Below are 25604 nucleotides of genomic sequence, written 5' to 3' on the forward strand. Positions count from 1 at the left end.
CGCATCCCGACCGGAGCACCGCATGGCCGACGTCGTCTTCACCAACGTGCGCATCCTCGACGGCACGGGGCAGAACCCCTACAGCGGCAGCGTGCTGGTGCGCGGCAACCGCATCCGGCAGGTGGGCCGCAGCACCGCGCCGATCGCGCCCGGCGGCGCCACCGTGATCGACGGCGCGGGCGCCACGCTCATGCCCGGCATGTGCGAGGCCCACACGCACTTCTCGTGGAACGACGCCGCCACGCTCGCGGCGATCCAGACCATGCCGCTCGAGGAGCACGTGCTGTGGTGCGCCAAGGTCGCGAAGCGCTACCTCGAGGCCGGCTTCACCTCCTGCGTGGGCGCGGCCTGCGCCAAGCCGCGGCTCGACGTGGTGATCCGCAACGCGATCAACTCGGGCCAGATACCGGGCCCGCGCTACCTCGCGGCGAGCCAGGAGATCACGGTGCTCGGCGGCCTGGGCGACGAGACGCTGCCGCACCTGCCCTTTCCCGAGTTCAGCTTCGGCGTGAACATCTCGGGCGCCGACGAGATGCGCAAGGCGGTGCGCCTGTTCCTCAAGTACGGCGTCGACTCGATCAAGCTCAACCTCTCGGGCGACAACTTCACGCCGCAGTCGCCTTCGGAAACCACCTGGATGCTCGACGAGGAAGTGGCCGCGGCGATGCGCGAGGTCAAGATCCGCGGCAAGCGCGGCGTGGCACATGCGCGCTCGTCGGAGAGCGTGAAGCAGGCGCTGCGCCACGGCATCGACCTGATCTACCACGCGAGCTTCGTCGACGAGGAGGCGCTCGACATGCTCGAGGCCGCCAAGGACCGCGTCTTCGTCGCGCCCGGCATCGCCATCCTCTACGCCATGCTGCACGAGGCCGAGCCCTACGGCGTCACCTACCAGATGGCGGCCGACATGGGCTACCAGATCGAATGGGACGCGGCCTGCGTCTCGCTCGCGAAGATGCACAAGCGCGGCATCCGGGTGCTGCCCGGCGGCGACTACGGCTTCGCCTTCACGCCGCACACGCAGAACGCGCGCGACCTCGAGTTCTTCGTCAAGTACCTGGGCTTCACGCCGATGGAGGCGATCCGCTCGACCACGCTGTACGGCGGCCAGATCATGATGCGGCCCGACGACCTCGGCCTCGTCAAGGAGGGCTACCTCGCCGACCTGATGCTGGTCGACGGCGACCCGCTGGCCAACCTCTCGATCCTGCGCGATGCGAAGCGCATCCTGGCCGTGATGAAGGACGGCGAGTTCGCCAAGGCACCGGCGATCGCGTCCGAACGCGGCTGGGACCGGGGCTGGGAGCGCGCCGCATGACGCGCGCCGCTCTCACGCGCTGGGCCCTGTGGCTGGTGCTCGGCGTGCCGATCGCGGTGTTCGCGGTCTGGGCCGTGGCCGACAACGCCTCGCTGTTCTTCAAGACCCTGCTCAACGGCCTCACGCTGGCCTCGCTCTACTTCCTCGTGGCCAGCGGCTTCACCCTGGTGTTCGGCCTGATGCGCAACGTGAACCTCGCTCACGGCTCGCTCTACCTGTTCGGCGCCTACGTGGGCTGGTTCGTCGGCGAGCACACCGGTTCGTGGGTGCTCGCGGTGATCGCGGGCTTCCTCGCGGCCGCGGTGCTGGGCCTGCTGATGCAGCTGCTGGTGTTCCGCCACATGCAGGGCCAGGACCTGCGCCAGACGCTGGTGACCATCGGCCTGTCGATCGTGTTCGCCGACCTGATGCTGTGGATCTGGGGCGCCGAGATCTACACCTTCGATCCGCCCTCGTGGATCTACGGCTCGACCACGCTGCCGCTGGTCGAGAAGTTCCCGACCTACCGGCTGGTGGTGCTGCTGGCCTCGGTGCTGATCGGCGTGGGCCTGTGGCTGCTGCTGGCGCGCACGCGCATCGGGATGATGATCCGCGCCGGCGTCGACGACCGCGGCATGCTGGCCGCCTCGGGCGTCAACGTGCAGCTGGTGTTCGCGCTGACCTTCGCCATCGGCGCCGGCCTCGCGGGCCTGGCCGGCGTGGTCGGCGGCACTGCCCTGTCGATCTCGCCGGGCGAGGACACGCGCTACCTGCTGGCCTCGCTGGTGGTGGTGATCGTCGGCGGCATGGGCAGCGTGGTCGGTGCCGCCATCGGCGCGCTGCTGATCGGGCTGGCCGAGCAGTTCGGGCTGGCCTATGCGCCGACCTACAGCGTGGTCTTCACCTTCGTGATCATGGTGGTCGCGCTGGCGTTCAAGCCGCGCGGGCTGATGGGGAAAGCCGCATGAGCGCCGCGCAGTGGCGCCGTGCCATGAAGTCGGGCGGTGCGATGCCCGCGCAGGAGGCGCGCGTCACCGCGTTGCCGCGCGCGGTCGCATCGCCATCGCAACCCGCCGAACCGCCGGCGGCCCACGGCGAGCTGCCGCGCTGGCTCGGCAGGCTGCTGCGCCCCGTGCGCTGGCGCCATGTGCTGGTCGCGCTGCTGGTGCTGGTCTATCCCTTCGTCGCCTCGCCCTTCTTCACCTTCCAGATCGGCGCCCAGTCGCTCGCGCTCGGCCTGATCGCGCTGTCGCTGACCTTCCTCGGCGGCTACGGCGGCATGGTCTCGCTCGCGCAGATGACGGTAGCGGGCTTCGCGGCCTACGTGGTCGCGATCGTCGGCAGCAGCAGCAACACCGCGATCAGCCTGGGCTGGCCCTGGTGGCTCGCGGTGATCGTCGCGCTGGCACTGGCCACGCTGTTCTCGGCCGCGGTGGGCTGGCTCTCGGTGCGCACCGAGGGCATCTACACCATCATGATCACGCTGGCCGTGGGCGTGGCCTTCTTCTACCTCGCGCAGCAGAACTACACGCTGTTCAACGGCTTCCAGGGCTTCAGCAAGCTGGCCGCGCCCACCGTGTTCGGGCTCGACCTGCGCGAGCCCGTGCCCTTCTACCTGCTCACGCTGGGCTGCTCGGCGGCGGGCTACTTCTTCATCAAGCACCTGATCCGCGCGCCCTTCGGCGTGGCGTTGCAAGGCATCCGCGACAACCCGCGCCGCATGCAGGCGCTGGGCTTCGACGTCACCGCGCACCGGGTCGCGGCCTATGCGGTCTCGGGCTTCCTGGCAGCGGTCGGCGGCGTGCTGCTGGTCTGGTACAACGGCCGCATCTCGCCCGGCACGGTCGGCATCGGGGCGATGATCAACATCCTCATCATTGCCGTGCTCGGCGGCATGAAGCACCCCATCGGTGCCTTCATCGGCGCGATCGTCTTCGTGCTGCTGCAGAACTTCGCTATCGACCTGGTCGACCGCGAACGCTTCAATCTCGTGATCGGCGGGGTCTTCCTCGCGATCGTCCTCTTTTCCCCCGACGGACTGCTGGGCCTGTGGCATCGATTGCGCACGCGCCTGGGCGCACCTTTCCCCACCCGTGGCTCAGGCCGCATTCACCAGTGACCAGAAGGAGCGAGACATGAAGAGAGTCGAGAAGGTGTTCGGACGCGGCATCGTCGCCGCCGCGGCGTTGTTCGCGATGGCCGGGGCCGCGGGCCTCGCGCAGGCGCAGGAAACCCTCAAGATCGGCCTGCTGGCCTCGCTCGAGGGACCGTTCGCGGCGCCGGGCCAGGACGGCATGCGCGGCGCCGACCTCGCGCTGAAGGAGAAGAAGGGCATGGCCGGCGGCAAGAAGATCGAGTTCGTGAAGGTCTCGTCGGACGCCACGCCCGACAAGGCCGTGAACTCCACGCGCAAGGCGGTCGAGCAGGACAAGGTGCAGATCATGATCGGCCCGCTGTCGGGCGACGAGGGCATCGCGGTCAAGAACTACGCGAAGACGCAGCCCAACGTCACCTTCATCAACGGCTCGGCCGGCGCGCAGGCCGCGACGCTGCAGGACCCGGCTCCCAACTTCTACCGCTTCAACACCGAGGGCGCGCAGTGGATGGTGGGCCTGGGCGAGCATGCGCTGTCCAAGGGCTACAAGCGCACCTTCCTGATCGCCGAGGACTACGGCTTCCCCTACTCGCAGGTGCAGGGCTTCATGGCCAGCTACTGCGCCAAGGGCGGCAAGGTGGTCGACAAGGCCTGGGTGCCGCTGGGCACCAAGGACTACGCCTCGGTGATCGCGAAGATCCCGAAGAACGTCGATGCGCTGCTGGTGGTGCTCGGCGGCTCCGACGCGGTGAACTTCCTGACCCAGTACGAGCAGGCCGGCGGCGACAAGCCGATGATCGGCGGCTCGATCACGGTCGACCAGACGGTGCTGAACTTCAAGGGCAAGCGCCGCGAATCGCTCCTGGGCACGGCCTCGGCCGGCCCGATGGCCGACTCGATCGACACGCCCGAGTGGAAGAAGTTCGTGGCCGACTACAAGGCCAGCTTCAAGGACGGCTTCCCGAGCCCGTCGCTGTTCGCCTACCTCTACTACATCAACACCAAGGCCACGCTCGATGCGCTCGACGCGGTCAAGGGCGACCTGTCGAACAACCAGAAGGCCTACCGCGAGGCGCTGCAGAAGACCAACTTCAAGGGCCCGGCCGGCGACGTGAAGATCGATGCCAACCGCAACGGCGTGGGCACGACCTACATCACCGAGGTGAGCAAGGCGCCCGACGGCTCGTTCTACAACAAGGTCGTGAAGTCGGTGCCGAACATCTCGCAGACGCTGGGGCTGTCGGACGCCGACTTCAAGAAGATGGGGATGGGCACGCGCGACGTGCCGGATTGCCGGACCTGAGGCCGGCGACCACCGTCGAACGAACGCGCGGGGTCCGCCCCGCGCGCCCACCCCACTTCGAGACATCCAGGATGGCCACGATCACCACGCTGCGACCGCCCGCTTCGCGCGCGCCCCAACCCGCGCGCGGCGGGAGCACGCAGCTCCTGTCGAGCGATGCGCTGCGCCTGGACGGCGTGACGCGCGCCTTCGGTGCGCTGCGCGCGGTCGACGGCGTCTCGCTCGCGGTCACGGCGGGGCAGAAGTACGCCATCCTCGGATCGAACGGCGCCGGCAAGACCACGCTGTTCAACGCCATCACGGGCGACTTCCCGCCGACCGCGGGACGCATCCATTTCTTCGGCGAGGACATCACCGACCTGCCGCCGCAGGACCGCATCCGCAAGGGCCTGCGGCGCACCTACCAGTCCTCGCTGCTGTTTCGCGACCTCTCGGTGCGCGACAACCTGTTCCTCGCGGTGCGCGGCGTGGCCAGCGGCCGCTTCAGCTTCCGCCGGCCCGGCGCCGGCCATGCCAGCACGCGCGCGACCGAGGACCTGCTCGAACGCGCGCGCCTCGCGCACATCGCCGACGAGAAGGTCGCCAACCTCGCGCACGGCCAGCAGCGCCAGCTCGAGATCGGCATGGCGCTGGCCGGCGCGCCGCGGCTGATCCTGTTCGACGAGCCCGCGGCCGGTCTCTCGCCGGCCGAACGGCGCGAGCTGGTGGCGCTGCTGACCTCGCTGCCCGCGCACATGAGCTTCGTGCTGATCGAGCACGACCTGGACATCGCGCTGCGCGTGGTCGACCGCGTGACGGTGATGCACAACGGCCGCGTGCTGCGCACCGGCAGCCCGGCCGAGATCGAGGGCGATGCGCAGGTGCAGGCGATCTACATGGGGAGCAAGCACTGATGGCCTGGTTCGGCGGCGGCGATCGCGACACGGGGGCCAGCCGGTCCACCGCGCTGGTGGTCGAGGGCCTCGACGTCTACTACGGCCGTGCCCATGCGCTGCAGGGCGTGAGCCTGTCGCTGGAGCGCGGCGTGCTCGGCATCGTCGGGCGCAACGGCATGGGCAAGACCACGCTGTGCAACGCGCTTACCGGCCTGGTGCCGGCGCGCGGCAGCGTGCACTTCGGCGGCGAGGAGATCCTGGGCCTGGCGCCCAACGAGATCACGCGCCGCGGCATCGCCTACGTGCCGCAGGGCCGGCGCGTGTGGCCCTCGCTCTCGGTCGACGAGACGCTGCGGCTGGTGGCGAGCCGCCGGCGCGAGGTCGACCGCGTCTATGCGATGTTCCCGCGGCTGGCCGAGCGACGCGGCAACGGCGGCGCCCAGCTCTCGGGCGGCGAGCAGCAGATGCTCGCGATCGGCCGCGCGCTGCTCTTGAACCCCAAGCTGCTGGTGATGGACGAGCCGACCGAGGGCCTGGCGCCGGTCATCGTCGACCAGGTGGCGCAGGCGCTGCGCGACCTCGCGGCCGAGGGCCGCATCGCGGTGCTGCTGATCGAGCAGAACCTCGGCGTGGCGATCTCGGTGGCCGACCGCATCGGCCTGATGGTCAACGGCCGCATCGCGCGCGAGATGCCGGCGGCCGAGCTCGCAGCCGACCGCGAGCTGCAGGAGAAGCTGCTGGGCGTGCGCTCGGGCGGCCATGGCGACGAGGCCGAGGCGGGGCAACCGGCGCCGCGCGCGGGCGGGGACGACGGCCGCGGCGATGCGCCGCGCGTCTACACCGTGCGCCGCGCCCATGGCGATGGCGCACCCTCGCTCGACGACCTCGCGCCGGCCAGCGTGCGCGGCTTCACGCGCTGGAACGCCGGCGGCACGGCCGCGCCCGCGGCCGACATCCCGCGCCTGATCGCACCGCCCGAGCCCGCGCCCGAAGCGGCGCAGCCCGCGGCCGCCTCGGGCCAGGTGTTCGACTTCCCGGTGGCCGCGAGCAGCGTGCGCGCGGCCTACGTGGCCGGCACCTTCGACACCAAGAGCCGCGAGCTGTTCTTCCTGCGCCAGTGCATCGAGCGGCTGGGCCTGCGCGTGGTCACGGTCGACCTCTCGACCTCGGGCAAGCCCTCGACCGCGAGCGTGCATCCGCGCGAGGTGGCGCGCCACCATCCCAAGGGCGAGTCGGCGGTGTTCAGCGGCGACCGCGGCAGCGCCACCGCCGCCATGGGCCTGGCCTTCGAGGCCTTCCTGCGCACGCGGCGCGACCTCGGCGGCCTGATCTCGGCCGGCGGCTCGGGCGGCACCTCGATGGCCACGCAGGGCATGCGCGCGCTGCCGATCGGCGTGCCCAAGCTCATGGTCTCGACCATGGCCAGCGGCGACACACGGCCCTACGTGGGCCCGAGCGACATCTGCATGATGTATTCGGTCACCGACGTGCAGGGCATCAACCGCATCAGCGAGAGCGTGCTGTCGAACGCAGCCAATGCGCTGGCCGGCATGGTGGCGCATCCGGCTTCCGTGTCGGCCGTGACCCGGCCCGCCATCGGCCTCACGATGTTCGGCGTGACCACGCCCTGCGTGCAGGCCGTGACGCGGCGGCTCGAGGACGACTGGGACTGCCTGGTGTTCCATGCCACCGGCGTGGGCGGCCAGTCGATGGAGAAGCTCGCGGACTCGGGCCTGCTCGCGGGCGCGATCGACGTGTCGACCACCGAGGTGGCCGACGAGATCGCGGGCGGCGTGCTGTCGGCCGGGCCCGACCGGCTCGACGTGTTCGCGCGCCACGCCCTGCCCTACGTGGGTTCGTGCGGCGCGCTCGACATGGTGAACTTCGGCGCCTGGGAGACCGTGCCCGAACGCTTCCGGGCGCGCAATCTCTACCGCCACAACACGACGGTGACGCTGATGCGCACCACGGCCGACGAATGCCGCGCCATCGGCGAGTTCATCGCCGCCAAGCTCAACGCCATGCGTGGGCCGGTGCGATTCCTCATTCCCGAAGGCGGGGTCTCGGCCATCGACCGGCCGGGCCAGCCCTTCCATGACCCCGAGGCCGACCGCGCGCTGTTCGCGGCGCTCGAGGCCGGCTTCAGGCCCGGACCCAACCGTCAGCTCAAGCGGCTGCCGCTGCACATCAACGACGAAGCCTTCGCCGATGCGCTGGTCGAGGCCTGGCGCGAGGTCTCGCGGGCCGCGCCCGGCGCACGCCGCGCATGAGCCACGAACAACCGAGGAGGAGCCCAGAACCATGACCCGCATCTCACGCACCGCGCTGCTGGAGCGCTTCCGCACCAAGATCGCCTCGGGCCGGCCGCTGATCGGCGGCGGCGCCGGCACCGGCCTGTCGGCCAAGTGCGAGGAAGCCGGCGGCATCGACCTGATCGTGATCTACAACTCGGGCCGCTACCGCATGGCCGGGCGCGGCTCGCTCGCGGGGCTGATGGCCTACGGCAATGCCAACGAGATCGTGTGCGAGATGGCGCGCGAGGTGCTGCCGGTGGTGAAGCACACGCCGGTGCTCGCGGGCGTGAATGGCACCGACCCGTTCATGATCCCCGACGAGTTCCTGCACCGGCTGATCACGCTGGGCTTCTCGGGCATCCAGAACTTCCCGACCGTGGGCCTGATCGACGGCACCTTCCGCGCCAACCTCGAGGAGACCGGCATGGGCTACGGCCTCGAGGTCGAGCTCGTGGCGCGCGCGCGCGCCCTCGACCTGCTGACCACGCCCTATGTCTTCGGCGAGGCCGATGCGCGCGCCATGGCCGGCGCGGGCGCCGACATCGTGGTCTGCCACCTGGGCCTGACCACGGGCGGCGCGATCGGCGCCGAGACCTCGCTGAAGCTCGACGACTGCGTGCCGCTGATCAACCGCTGGGCCGCGGCCGCGCAGGAAGTGAACCCCGGGGTGATCGTGCTCTTTCACGGCGGCCCCATCGCCACGCCGGAGGATGCGCAGTACGTGCTCGCGCGCTGCCCCGCCTGCGACGGCTTCTATGGCGCCAGCTCGATGGAGCGCCTGCCCGCGGAGGTGGCGCTGACCGAGACCACGCGCCGCTTCGTTCAGATCACGCGATAAACCAGGAGACGACATCCATGTCAGGTTCTCAATTCGGAAGTTTCATCCTCGGGCTGCTGGTGGTGGCGATCGCGGTCGCGATCGTCGTCTGGCTGCTGCACTGGCTCTACCTGCGCAGCTCCAAGGAACGCGCCTTCGTGCGCACCGGCCTGGGCGGCCAGAAGGTGGTGCTCGACGGCGGCGCCTTCGTGCTGCCGATCGTGCACGACGTGATCCCGGTCAACATGAACACGCTGCGACTGGAGGTCAGCCGCGGGCGCGACAAGGCGCTGATCACCAAGGACCGCATGCGCGTGGACGTGATCGCCGAGTTCTACGTGCGCGTGGCGGCCAGGGCCGAGTCGGTGGCGGTGGCCGCGCAGACGCTGGGCCTGCGCACCATGGAGCCCGAGCAGCTCAAGGAGCTGGTCGAGGGCAAGTTCGTCGACGCGCTGCGCACCGCCGCGGCCGAGATGACGATGGAGGAGCTGCACGAGAAGCGCGGCGCCTACGTCAAGCGGGTGCGCGAGGCGGTGGCCGAGGACCTGACCAACAACGGCCTGGAGCTCGAGGCCGCCTCGCTCACGCAGCTCGACCAGACCGGCATGGAGTTCTTCAATCCGAGCAATGCCTTCGACGCGGAGGGCCTGACGCGGCTGACCGAGCAGATCGAGCGCCGCAAGAAGCAGCGCAACGACGTCGAGCAGGACACGCTGATCGCGATTCGCAACAAGAACCTCGAGGCCGAGAAGCTGTCGCTCGAGATCGACCGCGAGAGCGAGCATGCGCGGCTGACGCAGCAGCGCGAGGTCGAGATGGCGCGCTCGCGCCAGCGCGCCGAGGTGGCGATCGAGCGCGCGCAGCGCGAGCAGCATGCCGAGAGCGCGCAGATCGCGGCGCGCCAGAGCATCGATGCCGCGCGCATCCGCTCGGAGCAGACCATCGAGGAGGAGCGCATCGGCAAGGAGCGCGCGATCCAGAGCGCCGAGCTCGAGCGCCGCACCTCGCTCGAGCTGGCCGAGCAGCAGCGCTCGATCGCCGTGGCGCGCGAGAGCAAGGCGCAGAGCGAGGCCCAGGCAGAAGCCGAGGCCGCGCGCGCCCAGGCGGTGACGGCCGAGGAGAAGGTGTTCACCGCGCGCGAGGTCGAGAGCGCCGAGCGCAAGAAGACCATCGAGCTGATCGCGGCCGCGCTGGTCGCCGAGCGCGAGGCGCTGCGGCTGACCTCCGCGGCCCAGGCCGAGCACGACGCGAGCGCGCACCGCGGCGCCGCGCTGCGTGCCCAGGCCGAGGCCGATGCCGACGCAGAGAAGATCCGCGCCGATGCCACGCGCGTGCGCGCCGAGATCGAGGCCGAGGCCGCGCGCTGGATGAACGAGGCGCACAACATGCTCACGCCCGAGGCGCGCCTGTCGGCGCTGCGCATGCGGCTGGTGGAGAAGGCCGAGGGCATCATCCGCGAGTCGGTGCGGCCGATGGAGCGCATCGAGGGCATCAAGATCCTGCAGGTCGACGGCTTCGGCGGTTCCTCGGGCGGCGCGCGCAATGCCGAGGGCGGCGGCAACTTCGCCGACGGGCTGGTGAACTCGGCGCTGCGCTTCCGGGCCCAGGCGCCGCTGGTCGACCAGCTGCTGCGCGAAATCGGCATCGAGGGCGGCGACATTCAGAAGCTGGTCAACGAAAGCAGCGGCGCGCGTGCCGCGTTGGGCGCCGGCACGCCCAAGGAATAAGGCATGGTGAACGTCTACGTCTCGAGCGTGATCGACGCGAGCGCCGACAACGTGTGGGCGCGCGTGCGCGACTTCAACGGCCTGCCGCAGTGGCATCCGCTGATCGCCGACAGCCGGATCGAGAACAACCAGCCGGCCGACCGCGTGGGCTGCATCCGCCATTTCCACCTGCGCGACGGCGGCATGATCCGCGAGCGGCTGCTCGCGCTCTCGGACTACGACTACAGCTGCAGCTACGAGATCCTCGAGAGCCCGATGGGCGTGAGTCACTACACCGCCACGCTCAAGCTCACGCCGGTGACCGACGGCGGGCGCTGCTTCGCCGAATGGAGCGCCGAGTTCGACTGCGAGGAGCATCGCGAGCGCGAGCTGGCCGACTCGATCGGCGAGGGCGTGTTCCAGGGCGGCTTCGATGCGCTGAAGCGGCACTTCGGAGGACGCTGATGCTGCAGCGGGTCGTGCGCTCCACCGTCATCGACGCGCCGATCGAGCGCGTGTGGGCGGTGCTGCGCGACTTCAACAGCCATGCCGACTGGCACGAGGTGGTGGAGGCCAGCCGCATCGAGGGCGACGAGCGCGGCGACCAGGTGGGTTGCGTGCGCAGCTTCACGCTGCGCGACGGCAACCGCATCCGCGAGCAGCTGCTGAGCCTGTCGGACAGCGAGCACAAAAGCACCTACTGCATCGTCGAGGCCACCCTGCCGCTGCAGCGCTACGTGGCCACCGTCACCCTGAAGCCCGTGACCGATGGCGACCGCACCTTCTGGCATTGGGAATCGACCTTCGCCACGCCGCCGGGCCGCGAACGCGAGCTGCGCGACACGGTGGCGCGCGGCGTCTACGAGGCGGGGTTCGAGAACCTGCGGCGCTACCTCGAGCGCGGGGCGCCCACCTCTTCCGTGGGCATCGCCGCATCGGCCGCGCTCGCGCTGCCGCGGCGCAGCGTGGGCCTCGAAGCCTATGGCGGCCCCGAGGTCCTGCGCCCGCGCGACGACGAAGCGGCGGCGCCCGCAGAGGGCGAGGTGCGCATCCGCCAGCGCGCGATCGGCGTGAACTTCCTCGACGTCTACCTGCGCCGCGGCTGGATGCCGTCGATGCTGCCGGTGTCGGAGGGCGCGCCCGGCGTGCCCGGCATGGAGGCGGCCGGCAGCGTGATCGATGTCGGCCCCGGCGTCAGCGGCCTCTTTCCCGGCGACCGCGTGGCCTACCTCGGGCCCGTGCCCGGCGCCTACCGCAGCGTGCGCTCGGTGCCCGCGGACTGGGTGGTGCGGCTGCCCGCGGCCGGCGAGGACGACGAGGCCGCGGCGCTGCTGCTCAAGGGCCTCACGGCCGACTACCTGCTGCGCGACCTCGGCCGCGTGCAGCGCGGCACGCGCATCCTCGTGCATGCCGCGGCCGGCGGTGTCGGCCTGCTGCTGTGTTCCTGGGCGCGCAGCCTCGGCGCGGTGGTGGTGGGCACCGTCTCGAGCGAGGAGAAGGCGCGCGTCGCGCGCGACCATGGCTGCGAGCACGTGGTCGTCACGCGCGACTACCGCTTCGCCGATGCGGTGCAGCGCGCCTGCGGCGGCGTCGACGTGCTGGTCGACGGCCTCGGCGAGGCCGCGCGCGCCGAGAACCATGCGGCGCTCGCGCGCCGCGGCCACTGGATCAGCCTCGGCCAGGCCAGCGGCGCGCTGGCCGCGCTGCCGCCCGACCTGCTGATCGCCAAGTCGCTGAGCTTCTCGCGGCCCGTGGTGTTCGACTACGTCGCCACGCCCGCGCAACTGGCCGAGCGCGCGCAGCGCCTGTGGGATGCGCTCGCCAGCGGCGCCCTCCGCAAGCCGCCGATCGAACGCTTCGCGCTCGATGCCGCGGCGCGCGCCCATGAACGCCTCGAATCGCGCGCCAGCATCGGCGCTTTGGTTCTGCTGGCCTAGGGCCTGTTAACGCTATGCAAGGAGAACGCCCGTGATCGTCGGCATGAACCACTTCACCGTCACCGCGGAAGACGAGCGCCAGACGCTGGACTTCTACACCGGCCTGCTCGGCCTGCGCGTGGGCCACCGGCCCGACCTCGGCTTTCCGGGCGCCTGGCTCTACGGCAGCGGGCCGCAGGCCGTGCTGCACCTGTACTTCGGCCGGCCCGTGCCCGCGCAGCGCACCGGCGTCATCGACCACATGGCCTTCACGGCGCAGGACCTGCGCGCGGTGAAAGCGCGCTTCGACGCGGCGGGCGTGAAGTACGAACTGCGGCAGCAGGCGGGCGCGGGGACCTGGCAGCTGTTCTGCCACGATCCGAACGGGGCGAAGGTGGAGCTGGATTTCGATCCGGCGGAGACGCTTTAGGACAGGTGTTCCTCTGGCCTACCGACCCTTGGCGTGGGCCATGCCATCGCTCCAGATGTCTCGCATCTGTGCCAGCAGCTCCTTGGGAATCCGCGGGTCACGGGCCGCCAGGTCCAGTGTCTTGCCCATTCCCTCGGCGATTCGCGCGAGCACCCTTTCCGGCTTCGCGACCGCGCAGACCTTGCTGCCGAACTGCAGCAGTTCCTCGGTCGTCGGATAGGCCTTGGTGTGGCCCTTGCCGGCGAAGAGCTTGAGGGCCAATGTGCGGTCCTCGAGCTCGGGTCCGCCTTCGTAGCGCGTGTACCGGTAGAGGGACGTCGTCACCACGTCGAACATCGGCGCGAGGCGGCAGTCGGCCGCCGAGGTATAGAGCAGGCCGTAGTTCTTGAGATGGCCGTCGCCGTTGCGCACCATGACGCTGAAAGCAACCTGCTCGAAGAAACGCTCGAGGTTTTCGATCGGCAACTGGAGGTACCGCATCAGCTCGGCGATGCGCTGGTAACTCCCGTGGTACTTCCGGTCGGATTGGATATCGCGCACGCGAAGCCCCATCAGCGCCGCGATGTCCTCGAAGGCGATGCGGGAGCCATCGGCGGCGATGTCGAAGCGGTCGACCAGCAGCAGTTGTCCGTCGTCCGAGAGGTCGAAGGTGGGTGTCTCGATGCCGGCGTGGCCGGCCGCTGTCAGGCACAGGAATTCGTTGGCCGACAGGCCGGGGTAGGACGGCGCGGCCGCCTTCACGATGATGGTGGGCACCGGAACGCTGACCCGGTCCGGCACCATGATCTTCGGCTGCATGCCGCCGATGCCGGCACCGGTGCTCAGGTAGGCCCTCACCAGTTCGTCGAACACCTCGGGCGTGTAGCGGGTGGCCAGCAGGGTCTTGCGGTCGATGAGCCGGGGCGCGGCGAGCGCCGGCGCCCCGGGCAGCCGGAAGCCCAGTCGGCCGATGCCGTTCGACCCCACCACCGCGAGCAGGTGCATCGGGGTCAGCTCCTGCTTGGGAAACATCGCGCGCAGCCGCAGGTACAGGTCGCCCTCGGGCAGGTTCTGGTCCATCACCGCGAAGAGATTGCCGTCCTGGTAGGTCGGCCGGGTCGGCGGCATGAGCAACGCGACCGAGGGCTGCTCCGCGCGGCTGTCCAAGTACCGGAACTCGTAGATCGAATGCTTGAGCAGTTGGCCGGCCGGCGCGCCGGCGATCTCGACCTCGAGCTGCCTGATCTTTTCAGGAAGCATCGTCGTCGTCCTCGTCCTGTCCGAAGCGCTGCGCGACTTCCTCCAGCGTGGGCATGCCCAGGCGCTCGAGGCGGATCGTGAGATCCATGGCGCGCAGGATGTCCAGCAGCGACGCGACGGTGATGTCCTCCCCGCGTTCCAGCCGATAGAGGACATTGCGCGCGCGGCCCGACCGCGTAGCAATGTCGGTTGCCTTCAGGCGACCTTCCTTGCGCGCTCGTTGAATGGCTTGGCCGAGTTCGATGGGCAGCCTGATCTTGTCCTGCATGCGCCACATTTTCCGGAAAAATCCAGAAAATGTCCATTATCCAGGACACTCTTAAAGAAGATCCGCTACGGGACCGCCCCCTTCACCCCCAACGCCTGCGACAGCCGCGCGCAAGCCTCGACCACCTGCCGCCCCAGCGCATCCACATGCCCTTCGCCGATGCGCGCGGCCGGGCCGAAGATGCCGATCGATCCCGCGACGCCGCGGCCGTTGTAGAACGGCGCGGCCACGGCCACGGCGCCTTCGATCAGTTCGTCGCGGCTGACGGCGTAGCCGCGCTCGCGCGTGCGCTCGAGTTCGGCGCGCAGCTTCTTGAGATCGATCTTCAGGTCCCTGGTGTACTGCTCCAGCCGTTCGTCGGCACCGGGCATGAAGGCCAGGATCGCGCGGCCGCTGGCGCCGCGCGCGATGCGCTCGGTGTAGCCGACGCCGCGCTTGAAGTTCAGCGGCTGCGGGCTCGGCATCTCGGCCAGGCACAGACGCATCTCGCCCTGCGCCACGAACATCGCGACCGTCTCGCGGGTCTCGCTCCACAGCCCGCGCATGATCGATTCGGCCAGCGCCGACAGGTCCAGCGTCTCGGTCCACACGTGCGACAGCCGCGCCACCGAGGGCCCGAGCCGGAAGCGCTGCGGGTCGCCGACCGAGACGATGAAGCCCTTGGTCTCGAGCGTGTAGAGGATGCGGTAGAGCGTGGGCCGGCTCAGGTCCACGCGCTGCAGCAGCTCGCCGGCGGTGAGCTCGGCGTCGTCCTTGGTGAACGCCAGAAGGATGTCGAGGGCGCGGTTGACCGCGCGCACGTTCTCCGAGTTCTTCTCCTTCGGCTCCATGGCCCCTCCTGTGTCGTCGCTTTGCATCGCGGCATTTTCGCTTCCCGCCCGATCCCCTCCCCCACGCCGCGCGGCCGCGCCGACGCGACCCGATTGCGCGATCGAATCTTGTCCGTATAATGAGCGCATTGTCCGCACAATGGACAAAACGGACCGACAAGCGATTGGAGACACGATGAACCCCGCCACCCCTTCCCGCCTCCGCGGCCGCTCTCTGCTGGCGGCCGCCGCCCTCTGCCTTGCAGCCCTGGCCGCGCCCGCGCAGGCCGCCTACCCCGACAAGCCGGTGCGCGTGGTGGTCGGCTTCGCGCCCGGCGGCACCAACGACATCCTGGCCCGGCTGATCTCGGTCAAGCTCTCGGAGCGGCTCAAGCAGTCCTTCGTGGTCGACAACCGCGCGGGCGCCAACTCGATCATTGCGGCCGAGCTGGTGGCCAAGGCGCCGGCCGACGGCTACACGCTGTTCGTGGCCTCGTCGGGCGCGATGACGGTGAACCCGGCGGTCTACGGCAAGCTGCCCTACGACCCGGTCAAGGACTTCCAGCCGGTGGCGCTGCTGGGCTCGTTCCCGCTGGTGGTGACGACCAACGCCGCGTCGAGCGCGAAGACCATGGCCGAGCTCAAGGCGCTCGCGGCCAGGGCACCGGCCGGCGGACTCAACCACGGCGTGGCCTCGTCCTCGTTCCAGCTCGCGGCCGAGCTCTACACCAGCGAGGGCGGTGCGAAGTTCACGCACGTCAACTACAAGGGCACGGGGCCGGTCATCACCGCGCTGCTGGGCAACGAGGTCGACCTCGGCTTCCTCGACATCGCGGCCGTGCTGCCGCAGATCCAGGCCGGCCGGCTCAAGGCCGTGGCCGTGACGACGGCGAAGCGCTCGAGCGTGCTGCCGCAGGTGCCGACCATCGCCGAGTCGGGCACGCCCGGCTACGACGTGCCGATCTGGACCGGCCTGGTGGCACCCGCGGGCACGCCCACCGAGGTGGCGGACCGCATCCGCGCCGCGCTCAAGGAAGTGCTGGCCGAGCCCGACACGGTGAAGAAGCTGCAGGCCCTCGGCATGGAGCCGGGCCATGTGGACAGCGCGGCCTTCGGCAGGCAGATCGCCGCCGACATCGCGCGCTGGACCGCGCTCGCGAAGAACGCCAACCTCAAGGTCGACTGACCGGCGCACCCAAGGAGCCACCGATGAGCGCCAGCGTCGCGATCACCCTGCTCTTCGCCGATGGCGGCACGCGCCGCGTCGACGCGAATCCCGGCGACACCGTCGTGGCCGCGGCCGCCGCGGCCGGGCTCCACCTGCTGACCGACTGCAGCAACGGCCAGTGCGGCACCTGCACCGCGCAGCTGGTCTGCGGCAGCGTCGAACTCGGCGACTACGACCGCGCCGTGCTGCCCGATGCCGACCGCGCGGACGGCGCCACCTTGTGCTGCGTCTCGCGTGTCACGACGCAAGACTGCGTGATCGAGCTGCCCTACGACCTCTCCGAGGCCACGGCCGAGGAGCCGCCACCGATCGCGGGCACGGTCAGCGCGATCGAGCGCGTGGCGCTCGAGACGATGCGGCTCGAGGTCCGCGTCGATGCGCCCGTGACTTTCCAGCCCGGCCAGTACGTGCGCCTGCGCGCTGCGGGCAGCGAGGCCTGGCGCTCCTACTCGATGGCCAATGCCTCGGGCGACAGCACGCTGGTGTTCTATGTGCGGCTGGTCGACGGCGGTGCCTTCTCGAGCTGGCTCGCGCAGTCGGCCGCGGTCGGCGCCACGCTCGAACTGAGCGAGCCGCGCGGCAGCTTCTTCCTGCGCCAGGAACCGCGGCCGCGCCTGTTCGTGGCCGGCGGCACCGGTCTCGCGCCCTTCCTCTCGATGCTCGAGGCGATCGCCGCGCGCGAAGGCGCGGCGATGCAGCCGACCACGCTGCTGCTCGGCGTGCGCACCAGCGCCCACCTGTTCGCGCTCGAGCGCATCGAACAGCTCAAGCAACGGCTGCCGGCGCTCGAGGTGCGCCTGGCCGCCGAGGCCGAGCCCGGCGACGCCTGCCATGGCGGCTATGCCACCGACCTGATCGGCACGCTCGCGCTCGATCCCGCCACGCGCATCTACCTGTGCGGCCCGCCGCCGATGGTCGAGGCCGGCCGCAGTGCCGCGGCCTCGGCCGGCCTGGCGCGCGCCGACATGCTCTGCGAACGCTTCAACTGAAGCGCCGCTTTCCGATTCCCCACCCGACGCACACGACGACAAGGACGCAACGAATGACGACGACGACACCGATGGTCTATCACCGGATGGTCGACCTCAAGCAGGGCACGATCAGCCGCGAGATCTTCTCGAGCAAGGACGTCTACGAGGAAGAGCTCGAGAAGGTGTTCACGCGCGCCTGGCTCTTCGTGGGCCACGAGAGCCAGATCCCCAAGCCCGGCGACTACTTCACCTCGCGCATGGGCGCGGAGTCGGTGATCCTCACGCGCGACAAGAAGAACAAGGTGCACGTGTTCCTCAACTCCTGCCGCCACCGCGGCATGAAGGTGTGCCAGTACGACCACGGCAACACGCAGCTCTTCACCTGCCCCTATCACAGCTGGAGCTACACCACCGAGGGCAAGCTGTTCGGCGTGCCGCAGTTCAAGGCCATCTACGACGGCTGCCTCGAGAAGGAGAACTGGTCGCTGATCGAGGTCGCGCAGCTCGCGATCTACAAGGGCACGGTGTGGGCCACCTGGGACAAGGACGCGCCCGACTTCCTCACCTACCTGGGCGACGCGCGCGCGCACCTCGACCTCGCGCTCGACTGCCGCGACGGCCGCGAGGGCGGCTCCGAGGTGCTGGTGGGCGTGCAGAAATGGGTGATCCCCTGCAACTGGAAGTTCGCGGCCGAGAACTTCCTCGGCGACACCTATCACAACGTGAGCCACCGCTCGGTCGACCTGATCGGCATCGGCCCGAGCGCCGAGGTCGGCGTGAAGGGCCGGCGCGACAACGAGCTCGAGTACGCGCAGCACCTGTGGGTGAACTTCCCCGCCGGCCACGGCGTGCACAGCGCGCTGCTGCCGGAAGACACGCCCTTCGTCGACACCTACAAGAACAACCCGGTGATCGCCGAGTACTTCCGCCATTGCCACGAAGAGCGCAAGCGCCGGCTCGGCGCCGAGAAGAACCGGCTGGTGCCCTTCGTCGGCACCATCTATCCGAACACCTCGTTCCACGGCAAGCAGCCGCGCAACCTCTGCGTGTGGCATCCCAACGGGCCGGAGTCGACCGAGGCCTGGCGCTTCTTCCTGGTCGACGCCGACGCGCCGCAGGAGGTGAAGGACTTCCTGCGCACCTACTACATGCGCTATTCGGGTCCGGCCGGCATGACCGAGCAGGACGACATGGAGAACTGGAACTACGCCACCGCGGGCAGCCGCGGCACCATCGCCAAGCGCTATCCCTACAACTACCAGCAGTCGATGGGCAAGGTCACGACCGAGGGTCCGGTGCCCGGCAACGTCAGCCTGCAGGTCAGCGAGGAGAACCCGCGCCAGTTCTACCGCCGCTGGCGCGACTACATGGACGGCGCCGACTGGGACACCCTGCTGGGCCGCCACGACACCGGCGCGGCGAGCTTCGCCGGATGACGGCAGCGGAATCAACAGGCATGGCGCACCAGCCCGTCACCCTCGTCACCGGCGGCACCTTCGGCCTCGGCGAAGCCATTGCGCTCGAGCTGGCCCGGCGCGGCCACCGCGTGCTGGCCTTCGGGCTCGCGCAGCCGCAGGTCTCGAGCACCGCGCAAGGCCTCGAGGGCGTGCGCGCCGCGGCCGAGGCCGCGGGCCTGGCCGAGCGCATCGAGGTGCTCGAGGCCGATGTGTCGAGCGCCGCCGATGTCGAACGCGTGGTCGAACGCGCGCTGTCGCGCTTCGGCCGCATCGACGGCCTGGTCAACAACGCCGCCATCGGCCCGCTCGGCACGGTGCTCGACACGAGCGAGGAGATGTTCGACCGCATCCTGGCCGTCAACGTGAAGGGCGTGTACCTCGCCTCGCGCGCCGTCATCCCCACGATGGCCGCGCAGGGCGGCGGCTCGATCGTCAACATCGGCTCGGGCGCCGGCCACGGCAAGCCCAACATGGCGGCCTACGCGGCCAGCAAGGGCGCGGTGCTCGCGCTCACCACCGCGATGGCCTACGACCACTTCCACCAGCACATCCGCGTGAACCTCGCGATCCCCGGCGGCGGCGGCATCGTCTCGGGCATGAGCGTGGGCCGCGTGGGCGGCGACGCCGCGCTGTTCGCGGGCCGCAAGGTCGCGGGCACGGTGGCGGGCCGCCCGGCCAACGGGCGCGACCTGGCCAACGCCGTGGCCTTCCTGCTGTCCGACGACGCCGCCACCGTCTCTGGCACGGTGGTCGACGTCGGCTGCTTCGCGAACCAGGGCGGACCGATCCCGCCCGCACCGAATTCCTGACCGAACCTCCCACGAAGGACGCATCGATGACCGAGACCCTCACCGAACCGACCGCCGTCGCCAGCCCGCCGCCGAGGCCGCCACGCGACGCGCGCTACTACGAACTCAAGCGCGAGATCGAGGAGTTCCTCTACGACGAGGCCGAGATGCTCGACCAGCGGCGCTTTCGCGAATGGCTGGACACGCTGACCGAGGACCTCGTGTACTTCATGCCGATGATGTTCAACGTCAAGTTCGGCCAGCACGAGACGCGCGAGAAGACCCGCTACGAGAAGGACATGAGCTGGTTCAACGAGGGCAAGTGGACCCTGACCAAGCGCGCCGAACAGATCCTCACCGGCGTGCACTGGGCCGAGGAGCCGCTGTCGCGGCTGTGCCGCCTCGTCACCAACGTGCAGCTCACCGCGATCGGCGAGAACGCGGCCGGCCAGCAGGAGGTGTCGGTGCTCAGCGGCTTCCTGATCTACCAGAACCGCTGCGAGCACGAGGAGTACTACTTCGCCGGCAAGCGCAGCGACGTGCTGCGGCGCGTGGACGGCCGGTGGCAGCTCGCGCGGCGCGAGATCCGGCTCGGCCAGAACGTGCTGCTGGCCAAGAACCTCACCATGTTCTTCTGAGGCCCGCCCATGCTGAACATCATGCACCTCGAGGCGGGCCGCCGGCTCGAACTGCGCAGCGGCGCCATCGGCGAGATCGTCGAGAACATGGGCGACGGCATCTGGGTGCAGCTGCGCATCCTGAGCGCGCCGCGCGGCGACTTCGCCGCGGGCGACGAAGAGCTGATCCATTGCGAGGACATCAAGGACCTCGCGCCCGACTGACATCGACACACGACGGGCAGGACCGGGCCATCGAAGCCCGGCCGTCCGCCGACGCCACCCACGAACCGGAGACAAGCCCCATGAAGATCCTTTCGACGCGCCTGAGCGCGCGTGCGCTCGCGAGCGCCGCCCTCGCGCTTTGCGCCTTCGCCGCCACGGCGCAGCCCTTTCCTTCCAAACCGGTGACGCTGGTCGTTCCTTTCGCGCCAGGCGCCTCGGCCGACGGCATCGCGCGCATCGTAGGGCGCGAACTCTCGACCGCGCTGGGCCAGCCCGTGGTGGTCGACAACAAGCCCGGCGGCGGCGGCGCGACCGGCCTGATCGGCGTGGCGAAGTCCGCGCCCGACGGCTACACCATCGGCATGGGCGCCACCGGCGCGATCGTGGTCAATCCGAACCTGCCCGATGCCGCGCCGCTCAAGCCGCAGGAGCAGCTCGCGCCGGTCGCGAAGGTAGCCGACATCCCGCTGGTGCTGGTGGCCGGCGCGAAGACCGGGCTGCGCGACCTGCGCGGCTTCATCGAGAAGGCACGCGCCACGCCCGAGGGCACCAGCTACGGCACCACCGGCCAGTACACGGCGCAGCACCTCGCGGGCGAACTGCTGGCCAGCATGGCGAAGCTCAAGCTGGTCGCCGTGCCCTATCGCGGCAGCGGCCCCGCGGTGACCGACCTGCTCGGCGGCCAGCTGCCGGTGGCGGTGGTCGACCTGACCTCGGCCTATCCGCACATCAAGAGCGGCGCGCTGGTGGCGCTCGGCGTGACCAGCGCCACGCGCAGCGCGGTCGCACCCGAAATTCCGACCCTTGCCGAGGGCGGCGTGCCCGGCTACTCGGCAACCGCGTGGATGGGCCTGTTCGCGCCCGCCAAGGCACCGCCCGAGGCGATCGAGAAGCTCGCGGGCGCGATCCAGGCCGTGGTCGCCAGGCCCGAGGTGCAGTCTCAGATCGTCGGGCTCGCGGCCGAACCGCGCTACCTCGGGCCGGCCGGCTTCAAGAGCTTCATCCACGCCGAGTCGGACAAGTGGGCGGGCGTGATCGCCTCCATTCCCGCGCCGCAGAAGTAGCCCGCCAAGGAGACGCCATGAACCGCATCAAGAAGCTCGCAAGCCTGCTCGGCCTCGCCGTGCTGGCCGGCGCCAGCACCGCCGCGCCCTGGGCGCCCACCAGGCCGGTGCGCATCATCGTGCCGATCACCGGCAGCACCAACGACACGGTGGCGCGGCTGGTGCAGCCGAAGCTGCAGGAGGCGCTGGGCCAGCCGGTGATCGTCGAGAACCGGCCCGGCGCGGGCGGCAACATCGGCGCCGACTACGTCGCCAAGTCGCCGCCCGACGGCCACACGCTGCTGGTGGGCTACAACGGGCCGATCGCGATCAACGCCACGCTGTTCCGCAAGATGCCCTTCGATCCGCGCAAGGACCTGGCGCCGATCACGCTGGCCGTGACCTCGCCGCAGTACCTCGTGGTCAATGCCGACCTGCCCGCGAAGACGCCGGCCGAGTTCGTGGCGCTGGCCAAGGCGCGCAAGGGCGGGTTGTCGTATGCCTCGGTGGCGGTGGGCAGCGCCTCGCACCTCACGATGGAGATGCTGAAGTCCGCCGCGCAGGTCGACATCACGCACGTGCCGTACAAGGGCGCCGGGCCGGCGCTGGTCGACCTCGTGGCCGGCAACGTGCAGAGCGCCTTCCTGGTGCCGGGCAACGTGCAGCAGTTCGTCAAGGACGGCCGGCTGCGCGTGATCGCGACCACGGGCGAGAAGCGCTTCGCGAACGTGCCCGAGGTGCCGACGATGGTCGAGTCGGGCTACCCCGATTTCGTCGCCACCTCGTGGGTCGGCTTCCTCGCGCCCGGCGGCACGCCGCGGCCCGTGATCGACCGGCTCAATGCCGAGATCGTGAAGATCGTGCGCTCGCCCGAGATCAGCGCGAAACTCCGGGAGCTGGAATTCGACGTGGTGGCCGGCTCGCCCGAGGATTTCTCGCGCTGGATCGACAAGGAAGTGACGCGCTGGGGCGCGGTCATCAAGTCGACCGGCGCCACCGTCGACTGACCAGCGCACCCACGATCCGAACGAAGAACCCAGGAGACACACGAATGACGATGGATGCGGCCTCGGCCCCACCCGCTCCCCCCGCGCCGGCCGGCATGCCGGCCGCCGAATGGACCGCCCGGCTCGACCTGGCCTGCTGCTACCGGCTGTTCGACCACCTCGGCTGGACCGAGCTGATCTTCAACCACATCACGCTGCGTGTGGACGAGGCCGGCGAGGGATCGGAAGCGCGCTACCTCATCAACCCCTTCGGCCTGCACTACGCCGAGGTCACGCCACTGAACCTGATCCGCACCGACATCGGCGGCAACTCGCAAAGCGAGAGCGCCTACACCGTCAACAAGGCGGGCTTCGTGATCCACAGCGCGGTGCATGCCGCGCGGCCCGATGCGCACTGCATCATGCACGTGCACACCACCGCGGGCTGCGCCGTCGCGTCGAAGGAAGAGGGCCTGCGGCACGACAACTTCTACAGCGCGATGATGTACGGCGACGTGGCCTACCACGACTACGAGGGCGTGACCACGAACCTCGACGAGCAGCCGCGGCTGGTGCGCTCGCTCGGCCAGGCCAACCACCTGATCCTGCGCAACCACGGGCTGCTGGCCGCGGGGCCCGACATCCCGACCGCCTTCAACCGCCTGTGGACCCTGCAGCGCGCCTGCGAGATCCAGCTCGCCTCCGATGCCGGGCGCGGACCGAACCGCGCGATTCCCGCCGAGATCCTCGAGACCGTGCCGGCCACGCGCGTCGCGGGGCGCGGCCCCGTCAACCGGCTGGTGTTCGAGGCCATGCTGCGGCGCGCGGGCATCTCGCGCGCGATGTTCGGCTGAGCGGGCGCCGCACGCCATGGCCGCCGGCAGCAAGGGCACCCTTCCCCCGCTGGACCGCGAATCCGCCGAGCCCTTCTACCGCCAGATCTACGAACGCTTTCGCAACGCCATCGCGAACGGCACGCTGAACCCGGGCGACCGCATCCCCTCGGCGCGCGCGCTCACGCAGGAGCTGGGCCTGGCGCGCGGCACCATCGATGCCGCCTACGGCCTGCTCGCGGCCGAGGGCTACATCCAGGCGCGCGGGCAGGCGGGCACGGTGGTGTCGCCGGGCCTGCGGCCGCGCATGCCCCTGGCGCGCGAACGGCCCGCGCCCGCGGCCAGGCCCTACGCGCCGAGCTTCCGGCCCGATTCGATCCTGCCGTTCCAGATGGGCCTGCCCGCGCTCGACGTCTTCCCACGCAAGATCTGGGCACGACTCGGCGCACGCGCCGCGCGCGCGATGCAGCCCATCGACATGACGCATCAGGCGGTGCCGGGCCTGCCCGCGCTGCGCGCCGGGATCGCCGCCTACCTGCATGTGTCGCGCGGCATCGACTGCGCACCCGCGCAGGTCTTCCTCACCTCGGGCTACCGCCACACGCTCGAGCTGGTCGCGCAGGCGCTGCTCGAACCGGCCGACCGCGTGTGGTTCGAGAACCCCGGCTATCCGCCCACGCGCGAACTGCTGGCGGCGATGAGGCTCGCGGGCGTGGCGGTGCCGGTGGACGCCGAGGGCCTGGTGGTGGACGAAGGCCTGCGGCTCGCCCCGAAGGCGCGCGCCGCGGTGGTCACGCCCGCGCACCAGAGCCCGCTGTGCGTCTCGCTGTCGCTGCCGCGCCGGCTCGCGCTGCTCGACTGGGCCCGGCGCAACCGGTCGTGGATCGTCGAGGACGACTACGACGGCGAGTACCGCTATGCCGGCCGCCCGCTGCCCGCGCTCAAGAGCCTGGACCGCGACGGCCGCGTGATCTATGCCGGCACCTTCAGCAAGGTGCTGTTCCCGAGCCTGCGGCTGGCCTACCTCGTCGTGCCCGAGGCGCAGGTCGGGCGCTTCGAGCAGGCCTTGTCGATGTTCGCGGGCGGCAGCCCGCAGCTCACGCAGGCGATCGTCGCCGACTTCATCGCCGAGGGCCACTTCGCGCGCCACATCCAGCGCATGCGCAGGCTCTATGCCGAGCGCCGCGATGCCACGCGCGCCGGCCTCGAGCGCGTGCTCGGCGCCAGGGTGCGCATCGACGAACAGCCCGGAGGCATGCACCTGATCCTGCGGCTGCAGGGCCGGCGCTCCGACCGCCGGCTGGTCGCGCGCATGCGCGACGAAGGGCTGTTCGCGGAGGCCCTGACCGACTGGGCCGTCGACCGGGGCATCGCGCCCGCGCTGATGGTGGGGTTCACGAACGTCGATTCGCAGGCCACGGCCGAGGCGCTGGCGCGGCGGATCCTGAAGCTGCTGTGAGCGAGCGGGAAGGCCGGATCATGGCCTAGTGCACAAGGCCGATCTTGGCTCTTTCGAACTATGCCAAGCACGGGCACCATGAAGTCCTTCATCGCCACATCGCATCCAGAGGATTCCGTCATGACCCATCGCATCGACTACGCCAAGGTTTCGCCCGAAGGCTACAAGGCCTTCGGCGGGGTGTACGCCGCGCTCCAGAAGAGCGGCCTGCCCAAGGAACTGGTCGATCTCGTCTACCTGCGCGTTTCGCAGATCAACGGCTGTGCCTACTGCATCGACATGCATTCGCGCGACCTGCTCAAGGGCGGCCTCGCCGTCGACAAGCTGGTGCTTGTGCCGGTGTGGCACGAGGCCGGCGCCGTGTTCAGCGCGCGCGAACGCGCCGCGCTGGCCTGGTCGGAATCGGTGACCCGCGTGGCCGACACCGGCGTGCCCGATGCCGACTACCAGGCCGCCAGAACCGAATTCAGCGAGAAGGAACTGGTCGACCTGACCTATGCCATCGGCCTGATGAATGCTTTCAACCGCCTTGGCGTGACCTTCCGCGCCACGCCGGCCGCGGCCGTGGCCGCCGCCAAGGCCTGAAGCGGCGGCCGCTCCCACGCGCAGGAGGCATTCAGTTACAGGCCTCATCGGCGCCGTCCGACGCACCGCCCCAAGCCCCCGCCACGATCATTCCCGCCATATTCCCGGAGGTTCCCAAATGGCTGTGGCGCAAAAGAACTGGATGACGGACGGCGGCGGCCCCAAGGAGGCATCGCTCGCCACATGGACCGTGCTCGTGTCGCTGGTGGTGGTGGTCGTGACGATGGGCTGCCTCTACCTCGCGGTCCAGCGAGAGCGGGCGGCCGTGGCGCAGGCACCCGTGTCGGCCGTGTCGGTGCAGACGCAACCCGAAGAGATCTCCCTGGCGAGCATGCCGGTCGGGCTGGCGAAGTAAGGCCAGCC

Annotated in this window: 26 protein-coding genes and 1 pseudogene; 24 read left to right on the plus strand and 3 right to left on the minus strand. The window is 70.2% G+C overall.

Going from position 1 to position 25604, the window contains the following annotated elements:
* Positions 1 to 22: 22 nt before the first annotated feature.
* The 12 genes and pseudogenes from ACEN9J_RS34120 to ACEN9J_RS34175 all read left to right on the plus strand — a co-directional run bounded on the left by ACEN9J_RS34120 (position 23) and on the right by ACEN9J_RS34175 (position 12733).
* Entirely contained in the window at positions 23 to 1318 is a 1296-nt protein-coding gene (locus ACEN9J_RS34120) for a metal-dependent hydrolase family protein (RefSeq protein ID WP_296785574.1), read from the plus strand.
* Complete coding sequence (locus ACEN9J_RS34125; RefSeq protein ID WP_057592689.1) at positions 1315 to 2265, plus strand: branched-chain amino acid ABC transporter permease; 951 nt, start codon at positions 1315 to 1317, stop codon at positions 2263 to 2265. The genes ACEN9J_RS34120 and ACEN9J_RS34125 overlap by 4 nt, the downstream gene beginning before the upstream one ends.
* The gene (locus tag ACEN9J_RS34130) at positions 2262 to 3416 is read left to right on the plus strand and encodes a branched-chain amino acid ABC transporter permease (RefSeq protein ID WP_413765515.1); all 1155 of its coding nucleotides are present in this window, start codon (positions 2262 to 2264) and stop codon (positions 3414 to 3416) included. The genes ACEN9J_RS34125 and ACEN9J_RS34130 overlap by 4 nt, the downstream gene beginning before the upstream one ends.
* Positions 3417 to 3432: 16 nt before the next feature.
* The gene (locus tag ACEN9J_RS34135; protein WP_413765516.1) at positions 3433 to 4695 is read left to right on the plus strand and encodes an ABC transporter substrate-binding protein; all 1263 of its coding nucleotides are present in this window, start codon (positions 3433 to 3435) and stop codon (positions 4693 to 4695) included.
* Positions 4696 to 4766: 71 nt separating this feature from the next.
* Entirely contained in the window at positions 4767 to 5588 is an 822-nt protein-coding gene (locus tag ACEN9J_RS34140; protein ID WP_413765517.1) for an ABC transporter ATP-binding protein, read from the plus strand.
* Positions 5588 to 6085: pseudogene (locus ACEN9J_RS34145) on the plus strand (ABC transporter ATP-binding protein); the annotation flags it as partial. The gene ACEN9J_RS34140 and the pseudogene ACEN9J_RS34145, both read left to right, overlap by 1 nt.
* 537 nt (positions 6086 to 6622) lie before the next feature.
* On the plus strand, positions 6623 to 7840 hold the full coding sequence (locus ACEN9J_RS34150) for a Tm-1-like ATP-binding domain-containing protein (protein ID WP_413765697.1): 1218 nt from the start codon (positions 6623 to 6625) through the stop codon (positions 7838 to 7840).
* A gap of 31 nt (positions 7841 to 7871) precedes the next feature.
* Complete coding sequence (locus ACEN9J_RS34155; protein ID WP_413765518.1) at positions 7872 to 8702, plus strand: phosphoenolpyruvate hydrolase family protein; 831 nt, start codon at positions 7872 to 7874, stop codon at positions 8700 to 8702.
* A 17-nt stretch (positions 8703 to 8719) separates the two neighbouring features.
* On the plus strand, positions 8720 to 10408 hold the full coding sequence (locus ACEN9J_RS34160) for a flotillin family protein (protein WP_413765519.1): 1689 nt from the start codon (positions 8720 to 8722) through the stop codon (positions 10406 to 10408).
* Positions 10409 to 10411: 3 nt separating this feature from the next.
* Complete coding sequence (locus ACEN9J_RS34165; RefSeq protein ID WP_057592685.1) at positions 10412 to 10852, plus strand: SRPBCC family protein; 441 nt, start codon at positions 10412 to 10414, stop codon at positions 10850 to 10852.
* Positions 10852 to 12324 (plus strand): SRPBCC family protein, encoded by a 1473-nt coding sequence (locus ACEN9J_RS34170; protein ID WP_413765520.1) that lies wholly within the window; start codon positions 10852 to 10854, stop codon positions 12322 to 12324. Before ACEN9J_RS34165 ends, ACEN9J_RS34170 begins: the two co-directional genes overlap by 1 nt.
* Before the next feature lie 31 nt (positions 12325 to 12355).
* Complete coding sequence (locus tag ACEN9J_RS34175; protein ID WP_208512416.1) at positions 12356 to 12733, plus strand: VOC family protein; 378 nt, start codon at positions 12356 to 12358, stop codon at positions 12731 to 12733.
* 18 nt (positions 12734 to 12751) lie between these two features.
* Here the strand turns inward: ACEN9J_RS34175 and ACEN9J_RS34180 are convergent, their stop codons facing one another.
* From ACEN9J_RS34180 to ACEN9J_RS34190, 3 genes are all read right to left on the minus strand, one after another.
* Positions 12752 to 13972 (minus strand): type II toxin-antitoxin system HipA family toxin, encoded by a 1221-nt coding sequence (locus tag ACEN9J_RS34180; protein ID WP_413765521.1) that lies wholly within the window; start codon positions 13970 to 13972, stop codon positions 12752 to 12754.
* Positions 13962 to 14240 (minus strand): helix-turn-helix domain-containing protein, encoded by a 279-nt coding sequence (locus ACEN9J_RS34185; RefSeq protein ID WP_413765522.1) that lies wholly within the window; start codon positions 14238 to 14240, stop codon positions 13962 to 13964. The genes ACEN9J_RS34180 and ACEN9J_RS34185 overlap by 11 nt, the downstream gene beginning before the upstream one ends.
* A gap of 65 nt (positions 14241 to 14305) precedes the next feature.
* Positions 14306 to 15070, minus strand: coding sequence for an IclR family transcriptional regulator (locus ACEN9J_RS34190; protein WP_261211158.1), 765 nt, complete (start codon positions 15068 to 15070; stop codon positions 14306 to 14308).
* Positions 15071 to 15245: 175 nt separating this feature from the next.
* Here ACEN9J_RS34190 and ACEN9J_RS34195 point away from each other — a divergent pair, with 175 nt between their 5' ends.
* The 12 genes from ACEN9J_RS34195 to ACEN9J_RS34250 all read left to right on the plus strand — a co-directional run bounded on the left by ACEN9J_RS34195 (position 15246) and on the right by ACEN9J_RS34250 (position 25596).
* Positions 15246 to 16235: a Bug family tripartite tricarboxylate transporter substrate binding protein gene (locus tag ACEN9J_RS34195; protein WP_413765523.1), complete on the plus strand. Its 990-nt coding sequence runs from the start codon at positions 15246 to 15248 to the stop codon at positions 16233 to 16235.
* Between the two features lie 23 nt (positions 16236 to 16258).
* Complete coding sequence (locus ACEN9J_RS34200) at positions 16259 to 17266, plus strand: 2Fe-2S iron-sulfur cluster-binding protein (RefSeq protein ID WP_413765524.1); 1008 nt, start codon at positions 16259 to 16261, stop codon at positions 17264 to 17266.
* 53 nt (positions 17267 to 17319) lie between these two features.
* Positions 17320 to 18684 (plus strand): aromatic ring-hydroxylating oxygenase subunit alpha, encoded by a 1365-nt coding sequence (locus ACEN9J_RS34205; RefSeq protein ID WP_203207009.1) that lies wholly within the window; start codon positions 17320 to 17322, stop codon positions 18682 to 18684.
* 20 nt (positions 18685 to 18704) lie between these two features.
* Positions 18705 to 19514, plus strand: coding sequence for an SDR family NAD(P)-dependent oxidoreductase (locus tag ACEN9J_RS34210; RefSeq protein ID WP_413765525.1), 810 nt, complete (start codon positions 18705 to 18707; stop codon positions 19512 to 19514).
* 26 nt (positions 19515 to 19540) lie between these two features.
* Positions 19541 to 20131: a 3-phenylpropionate/cinnamic acid dioxygenase subunit beta gene (locus tag ACEN9J_RS34215; protein ID WP_413765526.1), complete on the plus strand. Its 591-nt coding sequence runs from the start codon at positions 19541 to 19543 to the stop codon at positions 20129 to 20131.
* A gap of 9 nt (positions 20132 to 20140) precedes the next feature.
* Positions 20141 to 20335, plus strand: coding sequence for a hypothetical protein (locus ACEN9J_RS34220; RefSeq protein WP_093352531.1), 195 nt, complete (start codon positions 20141 to 20143; stop codon positions 20333 to 20335).
* Between the two features lie 80 nt (positions 20336 to 20415).
* A complete protein-coding gene (locus tag ACEN9J_RS34225; RefSeq protein WP_413765527.1) occupies positions 20416 to 21399 on the plus strand; it encodes a Bug family tripartite tricarboxylate transporter substrate binding protein in 984 nt (327 codons plus the stop codon).
* A gap of 17 nt (positions 21400 to 21416) precedes the next feature.
* Positions 21417 to 22385 carry a Bug family tripartite tricarboxylate transporter substrate binding protein gene (locus ACEN9J_RS34230; protein WP_413765528.1) on the plus strand — a complete coding sequence of 323 codons (969 nt, stop codon included), beginning with the start codon at positions 21417 to 21419 and terminating at the stop codon, positions 22383 to 22385.
* Between the two features lie 44 nt (positions 22386 to 22429).
* Entirely contained in the window at positions 22430 to 23218 is a 789-nt protein-coding gene (locus tag ACEN9J_RS34235) for a class II aldolase/adducin family protein (RefSeq protein WP_413765529.1), read from the plus strand.
* Positions 23219 to 23234: 16 nt separating this feature from the next.
* The gene (locus tag ACEN9J_RS34240) at positions 23235 to 24656 is read left to right on the plus strand and encodes a PLP-dependent aminotransferase family protein (RefSeq protein WP_413765530.1); all 1422 of its coding nucleotides are present in this window, start codon (positions 23235 to 23237) and stop codon (positions 24654 to 24656) included.
* Positions 24657 to 24776: 120 nt separating this feature from the next.
* Positions 24777 to 25241, plus strand: a complete 465-nt coding sequence (locus ACEN9J_RS34245) for a carboxymuconolactone decarboxylase family protein (protein WP_057592721.1) — start codon at positions 24777 to 24779, stop codon at positions 25239 to 25241.
* Positions 25242 to 25359: 118 nt separating this feature from the next.
* Positions 25360 to 25596 (plus strand): hypothetical protein, encoded by a 237-nt coding sequence (locus tag ACEN9J_RS34250; protein WP_057592671.1) that lies wholly within the window; start codon positions 25360 to 25362, stop codon positions 25594 to 25596.
* Positions 25597 to 25604: the final 8 nt, after the last annotated feature.

The organism is Variovorax sp. Varisp41 (assembly GCF_047325085.1).
Lineage (GTDB): Bacteria > Pseudomonadota > Gammaproteobacteria > Burkholderiales > Burkholderiaceae_C > Variovorax.

Coding starts and splice junctions, on each gene's coding strand:
- ACEN9J_RS34210 (WP_413765525.1), top strand. CDS start 18,705: ATGGCGCACCAGCCCGTCACCCTCGTCACCGGCGGCACCTTCGGCCTC.
- ACEN9J_RS34230 (WP_413765528.1), top strand. CDS start 21,417: ATGAACCGCATCAAGAAGCTCGCAAGCCTGCTCGGCCTCGCCGTGCTG.
- ACEN9J_RS34215 (WP_413765526.1), top strand. CDS start 19,541: ATGACCGAGACCCTCACCGAACCGACCGCCGTCGCCAGCCCGCCGCCG.
- ACEN9J_RS34200 (WP_413765524.1), top strand. CDS start 16,259: ATGAGCGCCAGCGTCGCGATCACCCTGCTCTTCGCCGATGGCGGCACG.
- ACEN9J_RS34135 (WP_413765516.1), top strand. CDS start 3,433: ATGAAGAGAGTCGAGAAGGTGTTCGGACGCGGCATCGTCGCCGCCGCG.
- ACEN9J_RS34235 (WP_413765529.1), top strand. CDS start 22,430: ATGACGATGGATGCGGCCTCGGCCCCACCCGCTCCCCCCGCGCCGGCC.
- ACEN9J_RS34130 (WP_413765515.1), top strand. CDS start 2,262: ATGAGCGCCGCGCAGTGGCGCCGTGCCATGAAGTCGGGCGGTGCGATG.
- ACEN9J_RS34225 (WP_413765527.1), top strand. CDS start 20,416: ATGAAGATCCTTTCGACGCGCCTGAGCGCGCGTGCGCTCGCGAGCGCC.
- ACEN9J_RS34195 (WP_413765523.1), top strand. CDS start 15,246: ATGAACCCCGCCACCCCTTCCCGCCTCCGCGGCCGCTCTCTGCTGGCG.
- ACEN9J_RS34240 (WP_413765530.1), top strand. CDS start 23,235: ATGGCCGCCGGCAGCAAGGGCACCCTTCCCCCGCTGGACCGCGAATCC.
- ACEN9J_RS34250 (WP_057592671.1), top strand. CDS start 25,360: ATGGCTGTGGCGCAAAAGAACTGGATGACGGACGGCGGCGGCCCCAAG.
- ACEN9J_RS34205 (WP_203207009.1), top strand. CDS start 17,320: ATGACGACGACGACACCGATGGTCTATCACCGGATGGTCGACCTCAAG.
- ACEN9J_RS34185 (WP_413765522.1), bottom strand. CDS start 14,240: ATGCAGGACAAGATCAGGCTGCCCATCGAACTCGGCCAAGCCATTCAA.
- ACEN9J_RS34170 (WP_413765520.1), top strand. CDS start 10,852: ATGCTGCAGCGGGTCGTGCGCTCCACCGTCATCGACGCGCCGATCGAG.
- ACEN9J_RS34125 (WP_057592689.1), top strand. CDS start 1,315: ATGACGCGCGCCGCTCTCACGCGCTGGGCCCTGTGGCTGGTGCTCGGC.
- ACEN9J_RS34220 (WP_093352531.1), top strand. CDS start 20,141: ATGCTGAACATCATGCACCTCGAGGCGGGCCGCCGGCTCGAACTGCGC.
- ACEN9J_RS34180 (WP_413765521.1), bottom strand. CDS start 13,972: ATGCTTCCTGAAAAGATCAGGCAGCTCGAGGTCGAGATCGCCGGCGCG.
- ACEN9J_RS34190 (WP_261211158.1), bottom strand. CDS start 15,070: ATGGAGCCGAAGGAGAAGAACTCGGAGAACGTGCGCGCGGTCAACCGC.
- ACEN9J_RS34140 (WP_413765517.1), top strand. CDS start 4,767: ATGGCCACGATCACCACGCTGCGACCGCCCGCTTCGCGCGCGCCCCAA.
- ACEN9J_RS34155 (WP_413765518.1), top strand. CDS start 7,872: ATGACCCGCATCTCACGCACCGCGCTGCTGGAGCGCTTCCGCACCAAG.
- ACEN9J_RS34245 (WP_057592721.1), top strand. CDS start 24,777: ATGACCCATCGCATCGACTACGCCAAGGTTTCGCCCGAAGGCTACAAG.
- ACEN9J_RS34160 (WP_413765519.1), top strand. CDS start 8,720: ATGTCAGGTTCTCAATTCGGAAGTTTCATCCTCGGGCTGCTGGTGGTG.
- ACEN9J_RS34120 (WP_296785574.1), top strand. CDS start 23: ATGGCCGACGTCGTCTTCACCAACGTGCGCATCCTCGACGGCACGGGG.
- ACEN9J_RS34165 (WP_057592685.1), top strand. CDS start 10,412: ATGGTGAACGTCTACGTCTCGAGCGTGATCGACGCGAGCGCCGACAAC.